The sequence below is a fragment of the TM7 phylum sp. oral taxon 349 genome (assembly GCA_018127705.1).
GTDB lineage: Bacteria > Patescibacteriota > Saccharimonadia > Saccharimonadales > Saccharimonadaceae > Saccharimonas.
In genome coordinates this window covers 312,692-334,777 of record CP072328.1, presented here as the reverse complement: position 1 = coordinate 334,777, position 22,086 = coordinate 312,692, and the positions used below count along the sequence as shown (strand labels likewise).

Annotated in this window: 19 protein-coding genes; all 19 read right to left on the bottom strand. The window is 49.4% G+C overall.

Annotated elements, in window-relative coordinates:
• Nucleotides 1-143: 143 nt before the first annotated feature.
• The 19 genes from mltG to J5A52_01655 all read right to left on the bottom strand — a co-directional run bounded on the left by mltG (nt 144) and on the right by J5A52_01655 (nt 21,957).
• Nucleotides 144-1,586: an endolytic transglycosylase MltG gene (gene mltG / locus J5A52_01745; protein ID QUB37803.1), complete on the bottom strand. Its 1,443-nt coding sequence runs from the start codon at nt 1,584-1,586 to the stop codon at nt 144-146.
• Nucleotides 1,586-1,984: a Holliday junction resolvase RuvX gene (gene ruvX / locus J5A52_01740; GenBank protein ID QUB37802.1), complete on the bottom strand. Its 399-nt coding sequence runs from the start codon at nt 1,982-1,984 to the stop codon at nt 1,586-1,588. The genes mltG and ruvX overlap by 1 nt, the downstream gene beginning before the upstream one ends.
• Nucleotides 1,977-3,593, bottom strand: a complete 1,617-nt coding sequence (locus tag J5A52_01735) for a hypothetical protein (GenBank protein ID QUB37801.1) — start codon at nt 3,591-3,593, stop codon at nt 1,977-1,979. Before J5A52_01735 ends, ruvX begins: the two co-directional genes overlap by 8 nt.
• A gap of 7 nt (nt 3,594-3,600) precedes the next feature.
• On the bottom strand, nt 3,601-4,872 hold the full coding sequence (locus tag J5A52_01730; protein ID QUB37800.1) for an ethanolamine ammonia-lyase reactivating factor EutA: 1,272 nt from the start codon (nt 4,870-4,872) through the stop codon (nt 3,601-3,603).
• 83 nt (nt 4,873-4,955) lie between these two features.
• Entirely contained in the window at nt 4,956-6,836 is a 1,881-nt protein-coding gene (locus J5A52_01725; GenBank protein ID QUB37986.1) for an alanine--tRNA ligase, read from the bottom strand.
• 58 nt (nt 6,837-6,894) lie between these two features.
• Nucleotides 6,895-7,929 carry a tRNA 2-thiouridine(34) synthase MnmA gene (gene mnmA / locus J5A52_01720; GenBank protein QUB37799.1) on the bottom strand — a complete coding sequence of 345 codons (1,035 nt, stop codon included), beginning with the start codon at nt 7,927-7,929 and terminating at the stop codon, nt 6,895-6,897.
• A 3-nt stretch (nt 7,930-7,932) separates the two neighbouring features.
• Nucleotides 7,933-8,538: a YdcF family protein gene (locus J5A52_01715; protein QUB37798.1), complete on the bottom strand. Its 606-nt coding sequence runs from the start codon at nt 8,536-8,538 to the stop codon at nt 7,933-7,935.
• Nucleotides 8,535-9,677 (bottom strand): cysteine desulfurase, encoded by a 1,143-nt coding sequence (locus J5A52_01710; protein ID QUB37797.1) that lies wholly within the window; start codon nt 9,675-9,677, stop codon nt 8,535-8,537. The genes J5A52_01715 and J5A52_01710 overlap by 4 nt, the downstream gene beginning before the upstream one ends.
• Before the next feature lie 19 nt (nt 9,678-9,696).
• A complete protein-coding gene (locus J5A52_01705; GenBank protein ID QUB37796.1) occupies nt 9,697-10,131 on the bottom strand; it encodes a hypothetical protein in 435 nt (144 codons plus the stop codon).
• Nucleotides 10,132-10,425, bottom strand: coding sequence for a hypothetical protein (locus tag J5A52_01700; GenBank protein ID QUB37795.1), 294 nt, complete (start codon nt 10,423-10,425; stop codon nt 10,132-10,134). It abuts the gene before it with no gap.
• The gene (locus tag J5A52_01695; protein ID QUB37794.1) at nt 10,373-11,188 is read right to left on the bottom strand and encodes a TatD family hydrolase; all 816 of its coding nucleotides are present in this window, start codon (nt 11,186-11,188) and stop codon (nt 10,373-10,375) included. The genes J5A52_01700 and J5A52_01695 overlap by 53 nt, the downstream gene beginning before the upstream one ends.
• The gene (locus J5A52_01690; GenBank protein ID QUB37793.1) at nt 11,185-12,687 is read right to left on the bottom strand and encodes a methionine--tRNA ligase; all 1,503 of its coding nucleotides are present in this window, start codon (nt 12,685-12,687) and stop codon (nt 11,185-11,187) included. The genes J5A52_01695 and J5A52_01690 overlap by 4 nt, the downstream gene beginning before the upstream one ends.
• 18 nt (nt 12,688-12,705) lie before the next feature.
• Complete coding sequence (locus tag J5A52_01685; GenBank protein QUB37792.1) at nt 12,706-13,725, bottom strand: class F sortase; 1,020 nt, start codon at nt 13,723-13,725, stop codon at nt 12,706-12,708.
• A gap of 75 nt (nt 13,726-13,800) precedes the next feature.
• Entirely contained in the window at nt 13,801-15,381 is a 1,581-nt protein-coding gene (locus J5A52_01680; protein ID QUB37791.1) for a hypothetical protein, read from the bottom strand.
• A 157-nt stretch (nt 15,382-15,538) separates the two neighbouring features.
• The gene (gene rsmA / locus J5A52_01675) at nt 15,539-16,318 is read right to left on the bottom strand and encodes a ribosomal RNA small subunit methyltransferase A (protein QUB37790.1); all 780 of its coding nucleotides are present in this window, start codon (nt 16,316-16,318) and stop codon (nt 15,539-15,541) included.
• Between the two features lie 6 nt (nt 16,319-16,324).
• Entirely contained in the window at nt 16,325-17,512 is a 1,188-nt protein-coding gene (locus J5A52_01670) for a G5 domain-containing protein (protein ID QUB37789.1), read from the bottom strand.
• Between the two features lie 51 nt (nt 17,513-17,563).
• Nucleotides 17,564-19,675 (bottom strand): UvrD-helicase domain-containing protein, encoded by a 2,112-nt coding sequence (locus J5A52_01665; GenBank protein QUB37788.1) that lies wholly within the window; start codon nt 19,673-19,675, stop codon nt 17,564-17,566.
• 18 nt (nt 19,676-19,693) lie between these two features.
• Complete coding sequence (locus tag J5A52_01660; protein QUB37787.1) at nt 19,694-21,175, bottom strand: hypothetical protein; 1,482 nt, start codon at nt 21,173-21,175, stop codon at nt 19,694-19,696.
• Nucleotides 21,172-21,957 (bottom strand): triose-phosphate isomerase, encoded by a 786-nt coding sequence (locus J5A52_01655; GenBank protein QUB37786.1) that lies wholly within the window; start codon nt 21,955-21,957, stop codon nt 21,172-21,174. The genes J5A52_01660 and J5A52_01655 overlap by 4 nt, the downstream gene beginning before the upstream one ends.
• Between the last annotated feature and the right edge of the window lie 129 nt (nt 21,958-22,086).

Genomic DNA, 22,086 nt, shown 5'->3' with positions numbered 1-22,086 from the left:
ATAGCAGATAGACGCCTATGCTGTCAATGCTTCGTATCGACTTATGTAAAGAATGGATGGCTAGAGCCAACCATTCTGAGCTATTTAAAGATCCGTTAACTTATCTACGGTTTAGGGTTGTTTTATTTTAGGTGACTGTACCGCTAAATCTCCGCACAAAGCTTTTGGCAATGATTTTTAATGTTTGCCTCATGCTCTTCGTTTGTTTTTGCAAAGTAAATTAAACCATCATCACCTGCCAAAAAGAAATTGTAATCAGTTTCGGTCGGGTTCGCGACCGCCTGCAGCGATAATTCGCCGGGCGCAGCGATCGGCGTTGGCGGCAAGCCCTTGTATTTGCGCGTATTATATGGTGAATTAATCGACACAAGCGCACTAGTGTCATCTTTGGGGATGTCAATCTTTGCCTTATCGGCGGCATATACCGCCGTGATGTCGGATCCAAGCTTCGCACCCGCACGGAAACGCTTAATAAACACTTGCGCAATCCCACGCTGATATTGATAGCAGCGCTCTTTACGCTCTGCCGTCGGCTTGTCTTCGCACGTCAACTCGCGCTCAACAATTGACGCAAGCGTGATTCCCTGGTATAAATTCAGCCCTTGCTCTTTAAATTTCGCGACCAAATTGTTCTTTTGCACGATTTTATACATATGCGCAAATACCGTTTCGAGAACTTGCTTCGCCGTCGCGTCATCTGCCACGTGGTACGTCTCACCAAATACATAGCCTTCAAGCGACGTATCTGCCGGTTTATCGGCAAACAACGGACTATCATACACCGCGTGGAATGCTGCCGTGATGTCGTTGTCGCTAAAGCCAGCTCGCTTTAGAACGTAGCGCGCATTTGTTTTATCGGTGCCGCTTCGCGCGCGCGATGCTTTGTAGCGCGACGCTTCAAGCGTGCCGCCCGGGTAGAATGTAATCGCTTTGAAATCACGGCATCCAGCCGCTAATTTAGCCACTATTTCGGGAACGGTTTGCGACGGCGAAACGCGGCACGTACTGCCCACCATTGCCTTACCTTCTAAATACGCATAAATTCGGAATGCTAATTCATCGCGAATGACACCTATTTTTTTCAGCTTAGCAGCAATTGCCGCCGTTGAGTCGCCGTCGCTAATAACAATTGAATACTTCTCTGTACTGCGCGAGGCTGCTTTCAGCTGGCTAGTATACCACAGGTATGCGCCGGCAGCCATAGCAGCAATGACGCTAAATATGACAAAAGCGATAAGCCACTTTTTATGGCGGCGAGGTTTTTTGCTTAGAGGAGTCGATGCGTGTTCTTGTTCTGATGTATTACGGCGGTTACGGAACGGTTCAGTAGAGTCCTGCGAATTGTTGCGCGGCACACTCCCCACGTCTGGCAGCGTATTGTTGACGTTTGACAGAGGGCGTGGACGCTGCAGCGGCTGGTATTGTGAACCTGGGCGAGACTGCCGCTCCATTTGCGCTTGCGAGCAAGAGTCCGCGTGCGGCAACCCAGCAGATTGCGGACGAGACGGACGCGGCTGAAAATGCGGCTGCGCCATAGCTTGCGGCGATCGCGACTCTGGCGACCTGGACCGGCGAAATCCGTCCATTAGTGCGTCTCCAAATAATCTTGTAGTATCAGACTTGCCGCTAGTGCGTCGACTTCGCCTTTTGCGTACGGTTGATTACGCGCGTTCAAAATCTCTTCAGCCTTAACGCTCGTAAGCGATTCGTCTTGAAAAACGATTTTTGACACAATATCGCGCAGCTGCTCGATGAACCGCTCGACAAATTCTGTCTGCTTCGTTGGCTCGCCTGCTTGGTTGCGCGGGTACCCGACGACGAGCACATCGGCTTTTTCACGCACGATAATTTCAGCAATCGCCTGAACTTCGCCGCCATCAACATTGAGCGTATCATACGCCATCGCGATTTTTACGTCATCACGCGCTAAGGCAACGCCAATTCGCTTCTCGCCGATATCAAGCGCAACGTACGATTTACTCATCGACGACGAATTTCACCGTTATCTTTTTTGTATCGCCCGGCACAGTATGTACCCAAAACGGCGAGAAATTAACGTCAACCGATTTAACGCCGTCAATCGCTTTCACGTATTCTTGCACTTCGCCAATGCGCTTGCCTTTCACATATTCTTTGATTGCCGCTTCATCAATTTTTGGACCAATTTTGCCGTTTGCCGTTAACTTCGCCGTTACAGTTTCCCCGGCAATCGTAACATTCGTCAGCGACACCGATAACACGCCGTTGCTATACACTTTTTGATTATTTTTTCCGTCAATTTGCTGCTTGAAATACGCATCGAGAAATGTATTGAGATCAGCTTTTGTGATTGCCTTAAGCGAATATTTAATTGCGCCGCCAATTGCCGCCTTACCGTCTGATGCCTCGGTGCCTGCCGCTGGAATTGATACGCCGCTTGTATTGACGACAAACGACGCGTCAATGACCGTAGCGTCTTTGCCAAATTGCGACTGGAGCGCCTTTTTTGCCGCATCTTTTTCGGTGTCGGACACTAAATTCGCTGTTGCGGAATCAATGTCGCTTTGCTGTACGACGGTAACAGTCTTATCTGTGCCGCCCGACGTTGATGCTGTGAAATTCGCCTCAAATCCTGATAAGCCTTTCGCACTGCCGGACGCGCCGTTATATTTCGAGCCATTTTCGACCGCTGTCACGCCGACCGTCACGCCGTTGCGTGTTGTGCGCAGCGTATCGTAGCTGAATGTCAGTGCGCTGTCAAGCCGGTATTTTGCGCCGCTCGACGATGACACTTCCGAACCTGCTGCGACCGTTACGTCATGGTCGACGATATCGCTAATCGTTTCGCGCGTCGGCGTCACGCGGATCGTACCCGTCGCTTTTGTCCCGACATCTTTCGTGCCTGTCGCCGGAATTGTCTTCGACACCGGCGTTTCCGATGCTTTTGTTGTTGTTTTGATCGTACCCTCGCTCAGACTAGTCGCTGCAGTATCGCTGGCTTTTACTTGTGTATTCACAGCAACTTGCGACGTTTGCGCCGTAATAGCAATCATAGCATGCGGCGCGATCACAAACGCCCAGATACTGCCGCCAATCAGTAACACAACCCCCGCTAAAATCAGGAAAAACTTTTTGCGGAATTTATTGAAATCAGGAATTGATGGAATTTTTTTCTTGCCGTTTTTTGCGTCTGCCGGCGATGTCTTTTTATCGCTGCTTGGATTTGCGGTTGCATTCTCGCTTTCGATCGAATCAATTGATTCCGGCTTTTTCGGGTCGCCGCCTTGCGCCGATCCGTCAATGATATCGTCGTCCTCGTCAACTTTTAGCGCCGGCACTTCCGCGATTTCCGGCCGGCTTTGGAGGTTTTTCGCTACCGGAATATGCGCCGCGCCAGCAAGCGCCGTAAGTGCTGCATTGTTTGAAATAATCACGACATGTTTATCAGCGCGTTCTGCCGCACGCTGCACTAACTTCAAATTAACCGCGCTTTGGATTGCGCCTATTCGTTTCGGCGGCACCAGCGCAACAATCTCATGCTCGGCATCTTTAATCTTACCGATAATCGCGGTAATATCGTCCTCTACATCAATATAAATAACATCTTTTTGCATATTTCTATTACACACGCAGGATACGATTGATTCGATCTCGCATCGTTTGCGCGTCGCTCGCTCCTATTATTGTATCATACCCCACGCGCAACAATCCCATCGCTGTAATATACGTGTGGTCGCTTGCTTTTTCAGTTGTATCAACGATACCGATAACATCATGCGGACTAATTCGCTGAACGCTCGGGCGCTTAGTAAACGGCAAATCTTTGTACCAATCGTCTTTTTTAAGCGCATCAACGAGCGGTGCTAAACTTGCGCCGCCGCCGCATAGCAAAATGCGCGGCGGCAGCTGGTCGACTGAATCAAATTCGCTCAGCGCCAATTCCACGCCGGATAGCCAAACCTCAAGCGTGCGGTTTATCGCGGCGTCAATTTGCTCTTTTACTGACGGCTTAATTTTCTCGCCGTCCAAATTAACCTTTAGTTTTTCTGCCTGCGTGTAGCTAATCGCCAGCTCCGTTGCGATCGTTTTCGTGAAACTGCGTCCGCCGATACCAAACATTTTCGTTCCTTCGACGCCGCCGTCATTCACCACAGCAATGTCTGTCGTGCCGCCGCCAACGTCTGCCAAAATCGCCGTAAACGAACTGTTTGCATCCGTTCCGAGTACGCTGCGGCTCACAGCGAACGGCTCAGCCGCCACTGCCATCAGCGTTAAATCAAGCTCGTCTGCAACTTTTTCGAGCGCGCCAATATGTACCATCGGCGCAAAAGCGGTGTAAATCTGCACAGCAACGTCTTTTCCTTGAAACCCAATCGGGTTCGATACCTTATAACCATCAATATGGATACTGACGAGTGCTGAATTCACTAGCTTTACTTCAACATCATCATTACCGGTTTCGAGTGCAATCTGCTTTTGCGCTTTTACAGCGGCGCGGTCTTGGACTTTTTCGATGATAAATTCCATCTCAGTTTCGTCAAGCGGACGATCCGGCTGCGGGCGACGGTATCGAATCGTATTTGTCACGCCTTTTACGAGCTCGCCAGCGATACCAATCACCGCACGCTTCGCCTGCAAACCAGCTTCTTCTTCGGCGGCGCCGAGTGCTTCTTCGCAGTTGCGGACAACGCCCGCGATATCAGCAATCGCACCTTGGTGCATATCGCCAAGCTCTTGGTGCGCGCGTCCAACGCCAACGATCTCAATATCTTCGCCCTGAACATTAGCGATCAGCGCTTTGATATATTCAGTACCAATATCAAGCGCGACGATATAATCATCGGCTTGCGTATCAACTTTTTTGCGTAATGCACGAATTTTATCTAAAACCATAGACAGTTTCATTATATACTATTTTGTTTGTACTCGCTATTTTCGCGGTACATTTTTTGGTCCATTGCCTTTTCAACAAAATATCAGCGTAGTACCGCCTTGATACGGCGAATGCCGGCGCTTGACGATTCTTCTTTGATTATCTTAAACTGTTTGCCGCCTGCTTTCAACTCGCCCGTATGCCTCACATGCGGACCACCGCAAACTTCAAAACTAACGCAATTATCGCCTTCACCGATAGAATACACTTTTACCTCTGATCCGTAACGCTCGCCAAATGCGCCGATTGCGCCCATCCGAAGCGCCTCGTCAGTCGGATATACACGATAGTTAACGGGCAAATCCGCATCAATCCAGGCATTTACTTGATCTTCAACTGCTTGTTTCTCGGCTGGCGTCAACTTATCATGGTTAAAATCAAACCGCAGCCGCTCGGTCGTGATATTACTGCCGTGCTGCTGCAAATCCGGCGCGTTCAGTACTTTCCGTAGCGCCGCACCGAGCAAATGCGTCGCCGTGTGATACTTTAAGTGGATCGGCTCCGCGCCTTCTAGTCCGCCATGGAATTGACCTTTGCGCGCCGTCTGGCTACGTTGGCGCTGCTCCTGCATCTTGGCGTCAAATTGCACTCGCCAGTCAGCGTCGAGCTTGACGCCTTCGCGGCGCGCGATTTCCGTACTGAGCTCAACCGGAAATCCATACGTGTCATATAAAGTGAACAACTCAACGCCCGTCAATCCGTCTTCGACAAATTTACGCAAGTGCCGCACGCCCTTAAAGAGTGTCCGCGTGAACGCTTTTTCTTCTTTCATGAGCGTGATAATAATTTTATCGCGATGCTCGGCAATTTCCGGAAAATCGTTTACATACAAATCAGCAATCACCGGAATAATTTCTTCGAAAAAGTCTTCCTTCACACCAAGTTCATTCGCAAACCGGATTGCCCGCCGCAATAGCCGCCGCATAACATACCCTTGCTCTTTATTGCTCGGCACGCAACCATCAACCGCCATAAATGTCGCTGCACGCAAGTGGTCGGCAATGACACGCATACTTTCGGTGTGCGCTGCATACGTTTTACCGCTCAGTTGCTCAAGTTTCTCAATAATCGGCCAGAGCAAGCTTACTCTGAATACATCCGGATTGTTATTTGCTGCCGCAGCAATTCGTTCTAACCCAGATCCATGATCAATGTTTGGCTTAGCGAGCGGTTCAAATTCACCCTCAGCGACTTTTTTATATGCCATAAATACATTATTACCAATTTCCATGAATCGCCCGCAATCGCAGTTTGGATGACAATGTTCACCAAACGCAGGGTCGTGCGGTGTATCAAACAAATAGAACATTTCGCTGTCCGGTCCGCACGGATCGCCCACTGGCGTCGTCGCCTCTGAGCCATTGCGGCTCCACCAGTTCTTTGTTCCATCATAAAAGAAAATTCGCTCACCTTCATGAACACCACGCGCATAACCATCTGCTTCGCTACCAATGTCTGCTTGCCCATGCGATAAACCCTTATCAGCAAATAACTTTGCCCATAGATCGGCCGCTTCTTGATCTTTTGGAATGCCAAATTTATCATTGCCACGGTAACATGTTACATAAAGACGCGCTGGATCAAGTCCGACAACTTCTGTCAGAAATTCAAACATCCACGGAATTTGCTCTTGCTTAAAATAATCGCCCAAACTCCAGTTGCCAAGCATCTCAAAAAACGTCGTGTGACGATTGTCGCCGATATCGTCAATATCTTGCGCGCGCAAACACGTCTGACTATCGGCAATCCGCGTGCCGCGCGGGTGCGGCTCGCCAAGCAGGAACGGAATCATTGGCTGCATACCAGAGCCGGTAAACAACGTCGTCGGGTCGTCGTGCAAGATAAGCGGTGCACGCTTCACGATCGCGTGGCCGCGCTGCTGATAAAACTCCAAATACTTTTTGCGAATTTCCTGGGCATTCATAGGGGTCATTATACCACAGAACGGCGTATACACTGAACGGTCGTCATCGGAAGTAGCATTACCCTGCAACAATTCCGCCGCCCAAACAGACACCGCCGGCATATATCACCGCCGACTGCCCAGGCGCAACTGCACGCTCGGGTTCAGTGAGAAATAATTCAGTTCCGCGCAATTGGCACGATTTTAATTCACCGCGATGGCGCAGGCGTACGCGTAGCACATCCGCTTCATTCGGCGCGCCATGTATCCAGTGTAAATCGGTCAGTAGGATTGTCGTTCGCCACATCGCATCATCATTGATATTTCGACTCACATACACTTCGTTGCGGTTCATGTCTTTGCCAACGACATAATAAGGTAGTCCACCGCCAATCTCCAACCCATGCCGTTGACCAAGCGTATAAAATATCGCGCCGTCATGCCGACCAAGAATTGCGCCCGTTTCACGATCGACAATATCTCCTGGTGTTGTCGTCACATACTCGCTCAAAAACTCACACATACCGACATTGCCGACAAAACACACACCCATTGACTCTTTTTTACGTGCCGTCCATAACCCGCGTGCTTTTGCCATCGCGCGCACTTCAGGCTTTGTATAACTGCCAAGCGGAAATAATGTGTGCCTCAACGCCGCATGAGTCACACGGTACAAAAAATACGTTTGATCTTTTACGCAGTCTTTTGCCATCATCAGCGCGCCGTGTTCAGCACGTGCATAATGCCCCGTTGCGATAAAGTCCGCGCCTTTCTCAAGCGCGACATCAAGGAACAGCCGAAATTTCACTTCTTGATTGCACATAATATCAGGATTCGGCGTACGCCCCGCTTTGTACTCATCAAGCATATAATCAACAACTTTTTGCTTATACTCACGCTGAAAATCAAATACTTCAAAATCAATCCCAAGCTGTACTGCCACGCGTTTTGCATCTGCTAAATCTTCACGCCACGAGCACTCCATACCAGGCAAATCCTGGCTCCAGTTTTTCATATAGACGCCGTTCACGTCATAACCCTGCTCAACCAAAAGCGCTGCTGCAACACTACTGTCAACGCCACCGCTCATACCGACAAATACCCGCTTTGCCATACGCTAATTCCTCGTCGATACGATAATTTTACCAAGCTCTTGAATTGCAAGATTCCAACCGGTCGACGTCAGCCACCAACCGCCGCCTTGCCACTGGCGGTCTGACTCAACTGGATGACTGCGTACGAAAATTTTCGGAGCGCTTTTGCGAAATTCCAGCGTAGCACGACGTTGATGATATACACTGGTCACTAGAATCACCGACGATATGTGGTGCTGGTCAAGAATTTGTGTCGTATTCATAGCGTTCTCTTCTGTCGTTTCGCTCATTGTTTCGATTAGAATCGCAGTTGCCGGCACACCGGACGCAATCGCATGGCGTTTCATAACCTGCGCATTACTCGGACCGCTTTTATCTGCCGCCGCACCCGAAAATACGATATATCTCGCCCAACCGTTACGATATAATTTAATCGCCTCATCGGCGCGCGCAAGCGTATCGCCGCCACTCACGGCAACAATAGCGTCGGCTGATCTACACACATCGAAAGTCGTCGGCGCTTGTCCGCAGCCACGTAAATCATCAACGTACAGATATGCGCCAATACTCCAAATAATCACGGCAATTAGCACTACAATAGCGCTCACAGCGATTACAACTTTTTTCATCGCCGCATCCTCGCTCGCTCAGCTTGGACTGCCGCGATGATTTTGGTAGTACCGCGCTCGCAAATCTCCTGATTTGACAAACACCCGAGCGTAATACGCAAACTGCCATCGGCAACATCCGGAGTTAGTCCAATTGCCTGCAGTACATGCGACCGCATACCAGCATTCGCCGCACAGGCACTACCAGTTGCAACGTATACATGCTGCTGTTCAAGTATGAAGATTAAGCGCTCTGCGTCGATGCCCGGAAATGATACGTGTAAATGGCTTGCCAGGCGGCGTTTTTGGTCGCCTGATATAACTACATCGGGAATCGCCGCGGCAATCCGCTGCTGCATGCCGTTTCGCAGCTCCTCAAGCCGCCGCGTTTCCGACTTGCGATGCCGCTGCGCCAATTCAAGCGCCGTAGCAAATCCAATCACGCCCGGCACATTTTCAGTACCGCTGCGAAGACCGCGCTCCTGTCCGCCGCCACGAATAAATGGTCGTAACCGTACGTTCGCCTGGCGCCATAACAGACCAACCTGCTTTGGTCCGTAAATTTTACCTGCATTCAGCGTCATCGCATCAACACCAAGCCGCGACACGTGCAGGTCAAGCTGCCCTGCGCCTTGCGACGCATCGGTATGAAGCCAAATCGGTGCTGTTTCACCTGCCTCAAACCGGCGGCGGCGCTCAGTGCGCACAATATCAGCAATATCACGCAGCGGTTGAATCGTTCCTAATTCGTGATTTGCAAGCGCAATCGTAACCAGTTCGGTGTCCGGACGAATTGCCGCACGCACAGCATCGGCCGTAATAACACCTTTTTTTGTTGGCGCGACAAGCGTATGTTCGCGCGTTTTTACCGCATCCAGTACTGCATCGTGCTCAATTGCGCTTGTCACGATATGCCCATGCGCGCTATACACTATCAAATTAATTGACTCCGTTGCGCCCGCCGTCATAATCACATCACTTGCCTGCCCGCCGATACATACCGCTAACCGATGTTTTGCATCTTGATACGCTCTTTTCACCTCAACTGCCGCAGCATATGGCGCAGATGGATTAAAAAACTGCTCGGAAAAATACGGCTGCATCGCCGCCAGTACACGCTTATCAAGCGGCGTCGCTGCCGCATGGTCAAAATAGATCATACCCGAATCCACTATTATATTATACCAATTTTTGGTGCGTCGCGGGATCGCGGCGGTATAATTGCCGGGCAATTTGCTCATAGTACATGCGCACAGCGACGCCAAAATTGCGCAGCTCGTCGCCTTCTAGGTAGTCATAATGCGGACCAGCCTGCACTTTTAGAATACCTTTGTTTGTGATCTCGTACCTAATTGTATCGGCTTGCAATTTACGCTTCGCGTCAAGCCACTCTTCATGCCAAATCCAAGTTTTGTCGTCCAGGCAGAAGAATTCGCGGCGATGCCCATCGGGAATCGGGCCGAATAATTGCGCGCCAATTTCACTCTCAAGCGTCAACAGCTCGCGTTCGCTCAACGGCTGCAACGGTCGTTTGCGCTTTGGCAGCTTTAGCCACTCGGATGGCATGTCATCGCCGACGAGTAATTTCAGTGCTTTTTTCAGTACGGAAGCCATTTATGCCGCCTGTTCGAAATCAGATTGATACAGCTCGCGGAGATACGGCACAAGGCTGGAATAGTGAGCAATCTCCTCGTGCAGCGTTAGCGGTCGCTCTCGTGTTTGCTGTGACCACATTGCACCGTGCGCGACTTCGCCGACGCGCACAAGCGTTTCTTCATTTGGCACAGAAGCCTCAATTGACCGCGCTCGCTCAATTGCCTCATACGTCAGATCTTCAGTTGTATTCGCAAAAACTTCAGGATTTTCTGAAGCTTGAAATTCGGTGGTGGCTCGTCGTTCCTCTCGCATAATGTACTCCAAAAAGTGTTCGCGTATTCGCGGTTGTTATCCGCGCAATATCATCAAGCGAGATACCTCGCACTCTCGCCTGAAACTCCGCAACTTTGCCCACGTAAGCTGGTACATTCACTTTACCACGAAATGGTATAGGAGTCAAGTATGGCGCATCTGTTTCGAGTAAAACGCGCTCAAGCGGCGCATGGCGATACATTGTTTGCTGCGCCGCGTCTTTCGTAAACGTGCTAATGCCGTTAATTCCCATATATAAACCGCGCGCAAATCCTGCATCTAAATTTACCTGCGTATCAGTGAAGCTGTGCAGAACACCGCGAATGCCAGAAAACTCGTCAAATATCGGCCAAAAATCATCAAACGCATCGCGCACATGAAAGCTCACTGGCAAATCAAACGCTACCGCCAGCTGTAACTGCTCGCGCAGTCGCTGCAACTGCACCTCTCGCGGACTGTGATCGTAGTGATAGTCTAGCCCGATTTCGCCAATACCAACGACTTTATCGGATTTTTGCGACAGCAGCTTACGGATATCGTCCGCCTGATTGACCGCCGCCTCGTGCGGATGAATTCCAACGGCCACCCATACATTATGGTGCGATTCTGCAAAGGCGACCGCTTCATGCGAGCTGCGCGTATCCGTACCAACGCAAATCATCGCAACACCGGCGTGAATCGCTTCCTGGTACACACGCTCGCGCGTTTCATCATCGTAGAAATCCGAATCGTGCAAATGGCAGTGCGAATCAATAAGCTTCATGATGCTTGTTTGGCGCCGCGCGGATCGAGTGTATGAATATAGACGCGTGGAAATAGCGGCGCAAGTTCCTGCGGCACAACGCCGCTTGCAAACAACCCGCGAATATTGTCGGCAGTTTGCGGTAAGAACGGCGTTAACATATCAGCCACCTGCAGCAGCGTGCCGCATGCATACGCCAAAATCTCCGATAAGTGTACCTCTGCTTCCGGGTCTTTGTCGCGTTTTTTTGCGACTTGCCAAGGCTGCACACGCTCAATATACTGATTCAATGAACGAATCGTTTGCCAAACTTCAGCAAGCGCCCGATCAAAATTAAATGACTCCATAGCCGTACGGTACGGACCCATATCATGTTCCGCTTGCGGCGCATCACCGATTACTCCCGCCTGATAGCTCAATACCATTTTTGCCACGCGCTGTACTAAATTACCAAGGTCATTACCAAGCTCGCCATTGTATGCTGCTTCAAACCTCTCCCATGTGAAATCACCGTCTTCTTGCGTTGGCACGTGGCGCAGAAAATAGTAACGAAACGCATCAACGCCGTAATGCGGTACGATATCGCTCGGTCCAACGCCATTACCTAAACTTTTCGACATCTTTGCGCCATTGACGTTAATAAATCCGTGAACCAATAATACTTTCGGCAACGGCAAATCAAGCGCCATTAACATTGCCGGCCAAATTCCAGCATGAAACCGCAGAATATCTTTCCCGACGACCTGCACATCTGCCGGCCAAAAGCTTTGCCATTCTTCTGTACGATCCGGATATCCAATTACGGTAATGTAATTGCTGAGCGCGTCCAGCCACACGTACATCACTTGGCTGTCGTCGTCGGGAACGGCAACACCCCAGCTCAGATTTTTGCGCGGGCGCGATACCGACACATCTTGCAAACCATTGCCTATTAATGCTAAAAACTCTTTTTTGCGAAACTCTGGTACAATCTTCATCCTGCCCGATTCAATCGCCTCGCGAATTTTATCGGAGAATGCGCTAGTCTTAAAATAATAATTTTCTTCGCTCAAACGCTGGTATGGTGTTTTATGATCGGGGCACACGCCGTTATTCTCAGCAGCTTCCGTATCTGTTACAAATGCTTCGCAGCCCTGGCAGTACCAACCCTCGTAACTGCCTTTATAAATATAGCCGCCTGCCGCTAATTGCCGCCAAATGTACTGCACCGCCTCGCAGTGATGTGCATCGGTCGTACGAATGAAATCGGTCGATGAAATATTTAATTCGGCGATCATCTTTTTAAAGTTTTCATACAGCTGATCGACATACGCTTGCGGCGTCAAATTATTCTCTGCTGCTTTTGCTGCAATTTTATTGCCGTGTTCGTCTACACCTGTCTGAAATCGAACCTCGCGACCGTTTTGCCGCGCATACCGCGCCCAAACATCCGCCAACATGTAGTCCATCGCATGACCAATATGCGGCAGACCATTGACATACGGAATAGCGGTAGTGATGTAAGCGTGTTGTTTTGTCATAGCACTTATTATAACAGACTACGACGTACGTTTTGCATACACCATTAATCGGTGGTCCATTGTACTGCCGCTATTAATCCATTTTCCAGCGCATGTCATCAAATTCAGTCCTTCGTCTACGCCATTGGCAGGACGCATAAATTTATTCATATCAACATTCTCCAGTTTCACTGTCTCGGACGCAACAACTTGGTAATTGAATAATTTTCCCGCACCATTTTCTATCGTTATTGAATCGCCATTTTTCAACTGACTAAGTTTCTCAAAAATACCGTGCCGCGTCGGGCCAGAGACATGCCCTACAATGATGCTCGCACCTTTTTGCCCGGGACGAACGCTTCCCGTATACCACCCCGTGTCAAAAACATTGATCGGCGCTTGCATAGAACCATCAACATTGACACCCATCTGCAAGACGCGCGCCTTTACGCCAATTGCGTTGATATGAATAATTCGCGGCAACTCAGGCGCAACTTTATAACGAGCGATCGCATCATCACTGACATCTTTCTCGTCCTTGCCTTCAGCCACCTGGCGTTTGTTAGAATCATCACTTTGAGCGGCTGCTACCGTATCGCTTCTTTCTTTTTTAACCTTTTGATTCAAGATAAGCGTATCTGCTACTGTATACAGCGCAAGCACCGTTAGCGCAATCGCTATTGACCGCGAAACGAACTGCCAAGTAATGATCTTTCTTCGTTTTACTCTACGCGACGTATTTTCTTGCTGTTCAGGTCGCTTAGCATATACGACTTTCATATTCTCTAGTGCATACAATATCCTCGCCGAGCGCACAAGTTGTCGTGCTACTGCGCCATCCCTCCGTTTACTACTAGCTGCCCGGCTCTTCCGCGGCGCACGCGACTCCGCCCTCATAATATCAGCCACAGGTTTCCGCATTCGTCTTACATCTGTCATCGTTCTAGTGCGTGATACGCGAGCTGGTCGGTAAAGCTGCCGTTGCCGGATACGCAAACCGGTCAATCGTCTATAATCCATCCGACGTCCGTTAACATCATACTGCACCCGCCTATTCATATTTAGACTGCATTATATAAAAAAATTGCACCCCAAGTCAAACCGCTTGAGGTGCAATTTCGCTATAAATTGCTGTTAACGACGAGCACTTATCTTTTTCTTACTGCTAATAAACAGCGCCCCAAGAGTAACAGCTCCAGTGCCAGCGACAATAGCCGGATTAGCAAGAACTTCTTTCACGCCAGTGTTCGGAGCTTTTGGACCAACCGAATCGTTCTGAGCCGTCAGCACGACGTCATTACCATCGCCACCTCTATAACTTATAGTAAACACTGCGCCATCAACCGTCACTTCCGCGCCCTCAGGAAGGTTTTTAAATGTACCATTAACTGGTCCACTGCCTTTGTTATCAATAATTACGAATGTCTCATTCTTAGAGATCTTACCACCCGGCAAGTACATCAATTTAAGGGCACCCTCCAGGTTCACACCGCCAGCTTGTACGACAATTTGATCGTACTGATCCTTGTTAAATAGCTCAGCTTCGTACGTGCCAGTCTGATTAAGCGCAAAACCATTTGTCAATACTGTTATCTTCCCCGGAGAGTTGCCCGGCGCAACCACGCCACTTACGTACAAGGAATCAACTGTTGCATTGCCTTTTAGAACTCCACCCTCATTCACACTAGTCCAACCACGCTTGCCATTCAAGAATACAGTTTTATTTCTCTTAACCTGAAGAGCGTCATTCGATTCGTCATCAAGATGAATCGTCTCCGGTTCAAATTTTGCACCCTGTTCACCATTTGGCGTACCACTTGTATTATCCCTTGACTCGACAACAAGTTTGCCTTCATTCTGTGCCGACGGTACGAATTTCCCAGGACCACTCAGTTTACCAGTGATTTTTACCGTTTCCGTTGAACCAATTTTATATTCTACATCACCATTTAACACAATGTCGCCGGTAAGCGTTACTGTAACGTCAGTCAGAGTACCCGCACCACCCTTGCAGGCTTTCGGCCAACCTACTTTCGAGCCAGCTTCAAACGTTACATTATTTTCATAAGATACAGACTCATAGTTTAGAGCACCAAGCGTACCGCCACGCTTAACCGTAATATTCCCTTTTTCTTTTGGACTCACGCCTGCAGATTCACCAATTGTTGTATTTTTTGACGATACGACATATGGGATCTCATTACAGCCCTGGTTTGTTATCGCAAAATTATCAAGATGAATTTTAGCTACAGCGCGCGAAAATTCTACATTTGAATTATCTACTGAAAGATTTTTAATGCCCGTTTGAGAGCCTATGAGAACAAATGGCGTATCTTCGGCATTTACATTTTCTCCGCTAAATTTCACGTCCGCCTGAAAATCCACTTTGTCAATAACATAGCTTTTACAAGAGCTAGCTGGCGTAATTGGCGCATTAGATATCTGCTTCACTGTTGATATCTCTTTGACCTTTGCGCTTAAATCATTTGTCAGCTCCACCGACCCACTCCCAGGAATGCACGGAAAGACTAGTTTTGCGCCATCTGCCGGAACAGCGTTCTCTGCCCAGTTGGCAGCAGTTGCCAATTTACCGTCTCCAGCATCCCCTCTCCATGTATATGTACCCGCAGCTGCATACGCAGGAAGTCCTATTATGCCACTTCCAATAACTGCTAAGGACGCTACGCCAAGCGATAGTTTTTGTATTCCTCTCATTTTTCCAACCTACCTTTTTGTTATTTAGTGTTTGTGGTTATTATTTTACTCACATATTACTGGCACCGTCAATGATACGTGCGTTGTAATATAGACATCAATGTACGAGCATGTTGCATTATAATAAACTAAACGATATTTGAGGATATCAATTAGTCTACCGCCTTACGATACTTAGCATAGTTAAGTCTAGCCACTGCACAATCGACAGCTCTTCTGCACGAACGTCAGGTGAAATGTGTGCACGAGACAAAAGCTGCTCAATATAATTCTTATCTAGCTGTAATCCGCCCGCCAACGAGCTGCGCAGCTTCTTGCGCTTTGCCGAGAAACCGGCCTTCACCAAGCGAAAAAACACTGGCTGTAAATCATGTGGCACGACCGGCTCGCGATAACGCTTTAATATCACTACCTGTGAATCAACTTTCGGCGGCGGCGTGAATAGTGCTGCTGGCACAACCACACCAGTATTCACTTGATGAAACACTTGTGCAGCGATTGCTAAAACGCTGTATTTGCCTGGACTCGCCGCGAGCCGTTCGGCGACTTCTTTTTGCACAAGCAGCACCATCATACTCGGCGGATTGTTACATTCGGAAAATGTTTGGATAATCTTACTCGTGATGTAATACGGTACGTTCGCAACGATTTTGTAGCCATGCGGCAGTTTGGACGGATTAAAACGCAAAATATCTTGATAGACAACCTCAAGATTCTTACCCGGAAATTGCCCAGGTAGTTTGCGTGCCAAATCTACATCAAATTCCACCGCCACCACACGACCAGCATGTGCAAGCAGGCGGCTCGTCAACGTACCGAGTCCTGGACCAATCTCAAGCACCGTATCGTTTGGTGCTAATTGTGCCGCATTGGCGATGTATGTAAGCGTATCCTGATCACGCAACCAGTGCTGACCGAGGGATTTTTTATTCTTCATTATTATCTACCAATTGTGGTGAGCTATCCAATGATTATAGGCTGCCCTCCAACTGCCATAACGACCAGCAGCGTAGCCTGAGCACCATTTTAACTGCGTTATAGGGTTCGTCTCCCAATCCGAACCGGCACCACTCATCTTATCACCAGGATTAGCTTGGCAAAGACCATAGGTTCTACCATTTCGAGCATCGTACCTCCAACGACTCTCGCGCTCAACAATATAGTTTACGTAACCATAGTCACTCGGTGGTATACCCGCCGCTGCCATCCAATCTTCATGCGATCCAGCCGGTAAATTTACCTTTGTGCCAATAATTTCAACTTGCTTTACAGGCTCCACCATGACAGTGCTATTAACTTCTTTACGACTTTCTTCTTTGCCGTTACGTATGATAATCTCATATGTAACGTTCTTTTTACCGTTTTTACCGAGTGTCTTAGTTTCCTTATATCCCTTATCACGATTTGCGTCTTTGATTTGTTCAGTTTCAAACGGCACTTCCTCCTCTTGCGTTATCGTCTGCGTACCTTCGCGATACAAACGCACATGCAGACCGGCGGCGAGTGGCGTATCAACACTTGGTACAACAACATCATTCTGCGCCAATGTGATATGTTTTCGATTAAGCATATCGCCAACAGTTTTGCCGAGGCTATACGACGTCGACGTTTTGCCATAAAAATCAAAGGTAAATAGCGTAGCACGCGTTATCGTCATGATTTCAGACGCACCGTCGCCGAGCGGGTTAGTGGACTGCGACAATTCTGTCTTGTCCTCATCATGGAGTGCTAAACGTGCGTGTTTCGCGATCTGCGCGCCTGTGCGATACGATGTAATCACTTTTGTTGCCGTTATTCCGTCTTTTATCACAACCGGACGAGCACGATAAATATTCACTTGATATGAATTAGCAACGAGCTTCGTGTCAAGCGCCGGCTCAGTACGATCGTTCGCGTCAATAGCAATATTCGCGTCGGCGAGTGCTTCTTTGAGTGTTGCTTTCTTCGTTATAAATCCTTTTACTGCGCCGTCGTCATGCAGCGCGATAATATGCTCGCCTGCTGCCACCGACGTATCGTCAGCGCGAACGGGCGGTGTCACCGCTACATACAACGCAACGCCAAACAGCGCGATAAACAGCGCGCCAATAATACGAGTGTAAAAAGGTGATTTTGTAATCAATCGCTTCATACGAGCGCGCCCTTTCAAGCACGCCCGCTCATTATAGCAGATTTTCGTCGTTTATGCTAGTTTCTCAAGCCGCGCGTACTCAACATTAAGCTTTTTCGTTACACCGTTTTCAAACGTTACGCTTACCGCTAAGCCGTCGATATCAACAATTTCGCCCGCGCCAAATTGCGGCGAGCGCACTCGGTCGCCAATATCATAATCTATCACAAACTCGTTAAATTCATTGTAACGCGGTCGCGGCGGACGCGCTGGCTGCTGCTCAAATATATCCGTGCCCATATCCTCCAGAAAGCGCGACGGCGTACGATACGATCGCTGTCCGAATTGCTGGCGGCTTTGCGCATACGTCAAGTACAGCTCTTGGCGCGCCCGCGTCATGCCGACATAGCAAAGACGGCGTTCCTCCTCAAGACTACGCAGATCTTCTTCAAGCGCGCGTTCGCTCGGGAATAGTCCATCTTCCATACCGGCCATAAATACTACCGGAAATTCCAGGCCTTTCGCGGCATGCAGCGTCATCAGCGTTACTTTTGCGGCGTCATTTGCCTGATCCGCTGTACTCATCAAAACAACTTCTTCCAAAAAATCTGACAATGTTGCAAATGCCTGCGCATCTGCTGCGAGCACGCCAAGATTCGCTTCACGCTCTTCGGCTTGTGGTGTACCATCAAGTACATAATCACGATAGCCAGTTCTTTCAATTAGCTGCTCAATGATTTCGCTTGGGTTCACGTTAGACATCACACGCGCTTGCAGCGTGTTTAGCATATCACCAAGCTGCATAAATGCATTTTTAGCACGCGGTGTCAATTTGCTCGTTTGATCGACATTTTCTAACGCCTCAACGATACTCATACCTGTTTCTGCTTGCCATAGCAAAAACTTCTCAACGCTCGTCGCTCCAAGCCCACGCGTCGGCACGTTCACAATCCGATTAAAGCTTATACGGTCGTTTGGCTGATACAACAATCGCAAGTACGCTATAATATCTTTAACTTCTTTACGGTCATAGAACCGCACACCACCAACTAACTGATATGGAATTCGACGTTGTATAAACGCACGTTCAAAAGCAAAACTCTGAGCATTCGTGCGATAAAGCACAGCGAAATCACCGAAATCACGCGCTCCAACCGACGTTTGCATCATAATTTGATTCGCTACAATATACGCCTCTTCAGATTCGTCCGCTGCCGCTTGAATCTGCACAGGCGCACCATGACCCCTGTTTGTCCAAAGTACTTTATCAGTACGCTCTAAATTTTTACTGATAACCTGTTGCGCTGCGTCCAGAATCGCACCGGTCGAGCGGTAGTTCTGCTCCAGCTTCACAACAGTTGCGCCCGGAAAATCGCGCTCGAAATTCAAAATATTTTTAAAATCCGCCCCACGCCACGAATAAATCGACTGCCAGTCGTCGCCGACGACACAAATATTACGCGCATCGTTCACTAAGAATCTTGCAATCGCATACTGCGCCGTATTCGTGTCCTGATATTCGTCAATTAAAATATGTTTAAACCGCTGACGATACTTGCTGCGTACATCCGGCGTATCGCGCAGCAGACGCACTGTTTCAATCAGCAGATCGTCGAAATCAAGTGCACCCGCTTCGCTGCGCATCCGTTCATACGTGTCGTAGATTTTCGCCACTGACTGCTGAAATGGATAACCGGCATCTGCCGCATATTCGTCAGGGGTTAACAAATCATTTTTCGCATTTGAAATTGCGCTACTGACGGCGCGCGGTTTAACTTTATCAGTACTGATTGACAGCCGTTTCATCGCCTGCTTGATTAGTCCTTGCCGATCATCTTCGTCGTATATAATGAAGTTGTGCGGCACACCAATATGCTCACCGTCCATACGCAAAATTCGCGCACAAATGCTATGAAACGTCCCCATCCACGGCATAAAATGACGTGAGTTTTCCTGCCCAGCCAGATGTGCCAACCGTTCGCGCATTTCACGCGCAGCCTTATTTGTAAACGTTACGGCTAGAATCTCATTCGGCCAGATTCTCTCGTGTGTCAACAGATACGCAATACGATGCGTCAACGTCTTCGTTTTGCCACTGCCAGCGCCCGCCAAAACGAGCAACGGACCAGTCGTCGTCTCAACCGCTTGTTTTTGCGCGTCATTCAGCCCCTCTAGAACATCCATGAGCTTTATTATACGATACTAGCGGTTCGTCAAGAAATAATAGCCAGCCGCACCAGCGAGCGAACCAAATAGCAATAGTACAATCAGCCACACGACGCGCACCGCCGGATTCTTCTTTACTTTCGAGGCCGGTGCTTGTTTTAGCGCCGGTGCATCGTCGTCAACATCAATATGGTACTGCTCGGTGTCATAAATCGCCGCATTCGGCTCCGGTACAACATCGCGTTCAACATATTGCTGCGGAATTGACGTTGTGTTATTTACTGCTTTTTGCTCGCTCTCAAGCGCTGCTACCTCTTCAATCGTCGCAGACATATCAAGCGTTGGCTCGGGATCAGCTTTCACTGCTTCAATATGCGGCGTATCGTGCTCAAGCAGTTCTGATACGGACATGGGCGGGCGACCGTTCTCGGAAGTAGGATTCTCATGCTTCGTGGAGTCAAAAAAGTCTGTTGTTTCTGGCTCGGCAATTGCGGAAGTATTGCGCTCAACAAGCGCTGGCGTTTCGCGATCAAGCGCTGATAAGCGATCGACATCAGACAGACGGCGACTGGCGGGCGCGGACGTTGGGGCGTTCGTTTGCGGCTCTGTATTTACCATCGGCTCAGCGCCCAACATCCCATCTTCATTATCTGCTGATATGCTATCGCGCGTCGCCGCGGGAATAGCATTCGCTGTGAGCGTCTCGCCCGGCTGCGATACTTCCAAATCCGCTTGGAGCGCTGCCGACAAATCATTCATTTGCTGCATCGACGGCTCTTGCTCATGCTGCCACGCATCAAGCGGACGTTTCGCCGGCTTAGCATTCGGCAAGAATGGCGACGCTTGAATTTCTGGCTCCGTGTACGCCGGCTCGTGCAATTCGCTCGCCGCTGACGCTTGACGATCATCGTGCGCGGCAGTATCCGCCATGTCGGCAAGCGGCGCGTCAACAGAGCTCGCCGGCGGGAGCGGCGAATCGTTGTTTATTGTCTGACTATTCATGTTAGAGCGAAAATCATGCTCGGCAATATCACTGTTTTTCGGCTCAACGAACGAAGTACCATTCGCCGCACCTGTCGATTCTTTGTCAAATTGAAATGCATCAACCGCCGGCCGCCCGGCGCTATGAGTTTCTACTCTAGAATCATTCGTTTCTGTATTAGCATTCAACGATAGAGGCGATTCTTGCGTTGCATCGCGCTCGCTGGGCGGCGTAATTGGTTGCACGGTGTGCGGCTTTCGCGACACAATCTGCGAGCGGCGCGCTGTCATATTCGACGACGGATGCACCATATCCATAAACTGACCGCGGCGGTGCGAACCAACAATCGGCTTTACCGTCGACTCACTCGCGCCCGCTGGGCGACTTATTTCTGGCGCGCTGCGGCGTTCAGGTGTCATTGATCGGCTAACGCCCGGCGCCGACTGACCCGCTGAGTCGTTCGCTTTTTTCGCGTTGTTTTTTGCCATTGCCGCACTAATTGAACGGTCAAGCTCGTCAAAATCAAATTCCGTCACGCCACTTTCCTCGCTACCGCCTTATCGATTACATCGGCTTTTTTAATAATCTCCGCAAATGCGCGTACATCCAAACTCGTATCGCCGATTAGCAAACCGTCGACACCGTCAATCTGCAAATACGCGCTTGCATTATCAACATTCACGCTACCGCCGTACAGCACGCGAACATGTTTTGCCGCCAACGCGCCAAACAGCTGCTTGATTTGTTTGCGAATCAATTTCACCGCTCGCGACACGTCACGCGGGGCGGCAAATTTGCCCGTACCGATCGCCCAGACCGGCTCGTACGCAACGACAATATGTTCAACTTCAACACTCGTAATGTTTGCAAGTCCGCCAATCAACTGGTCATGGATAGCATCAGCCGTTTCGCCGTCAGCGCGCTCGCTCGCCGTTTCGCCGATACACAACACGGGCGTGATACCGTTGCGCACCGCCGCTTGAACTTTGCTACGAATATCTTTTGACCGCTCACCAAACACGTGCCGCCGCTCGCTATGCCCGACCAAGCCGTACTGCACCAGCCCCCGCAATTGCGACGCCGACACCTCGCCTGTGTATGCACCATGGTCGCGCCAATAAAAATTCTGTGCCGCGAGATTAAAGTGATGGTGCTGCACCTGCAAATGGAGCGGCTGGACTGCTAGCATCGTCGGTGCAAGCACAATCTCGACGCCGCGGCGTTTGCCAACCAGATCGTCCAATCGGTGCACAAACAAGCTCGCCTCGTTCACCGTGAGGTTCATTTTCCAGTTCGCAATGATAAGTTTCTTGCCCACGTTTCGAAAATACTTATGATTAATCTTGCTACCAGTGTACTACACTCACCGGCGCGCGTCTAGCACTCCGAAGCATCATTTTTTATAAAAAATACACCTCAGACTAAAGAACACCGAGGTGTATTTTAT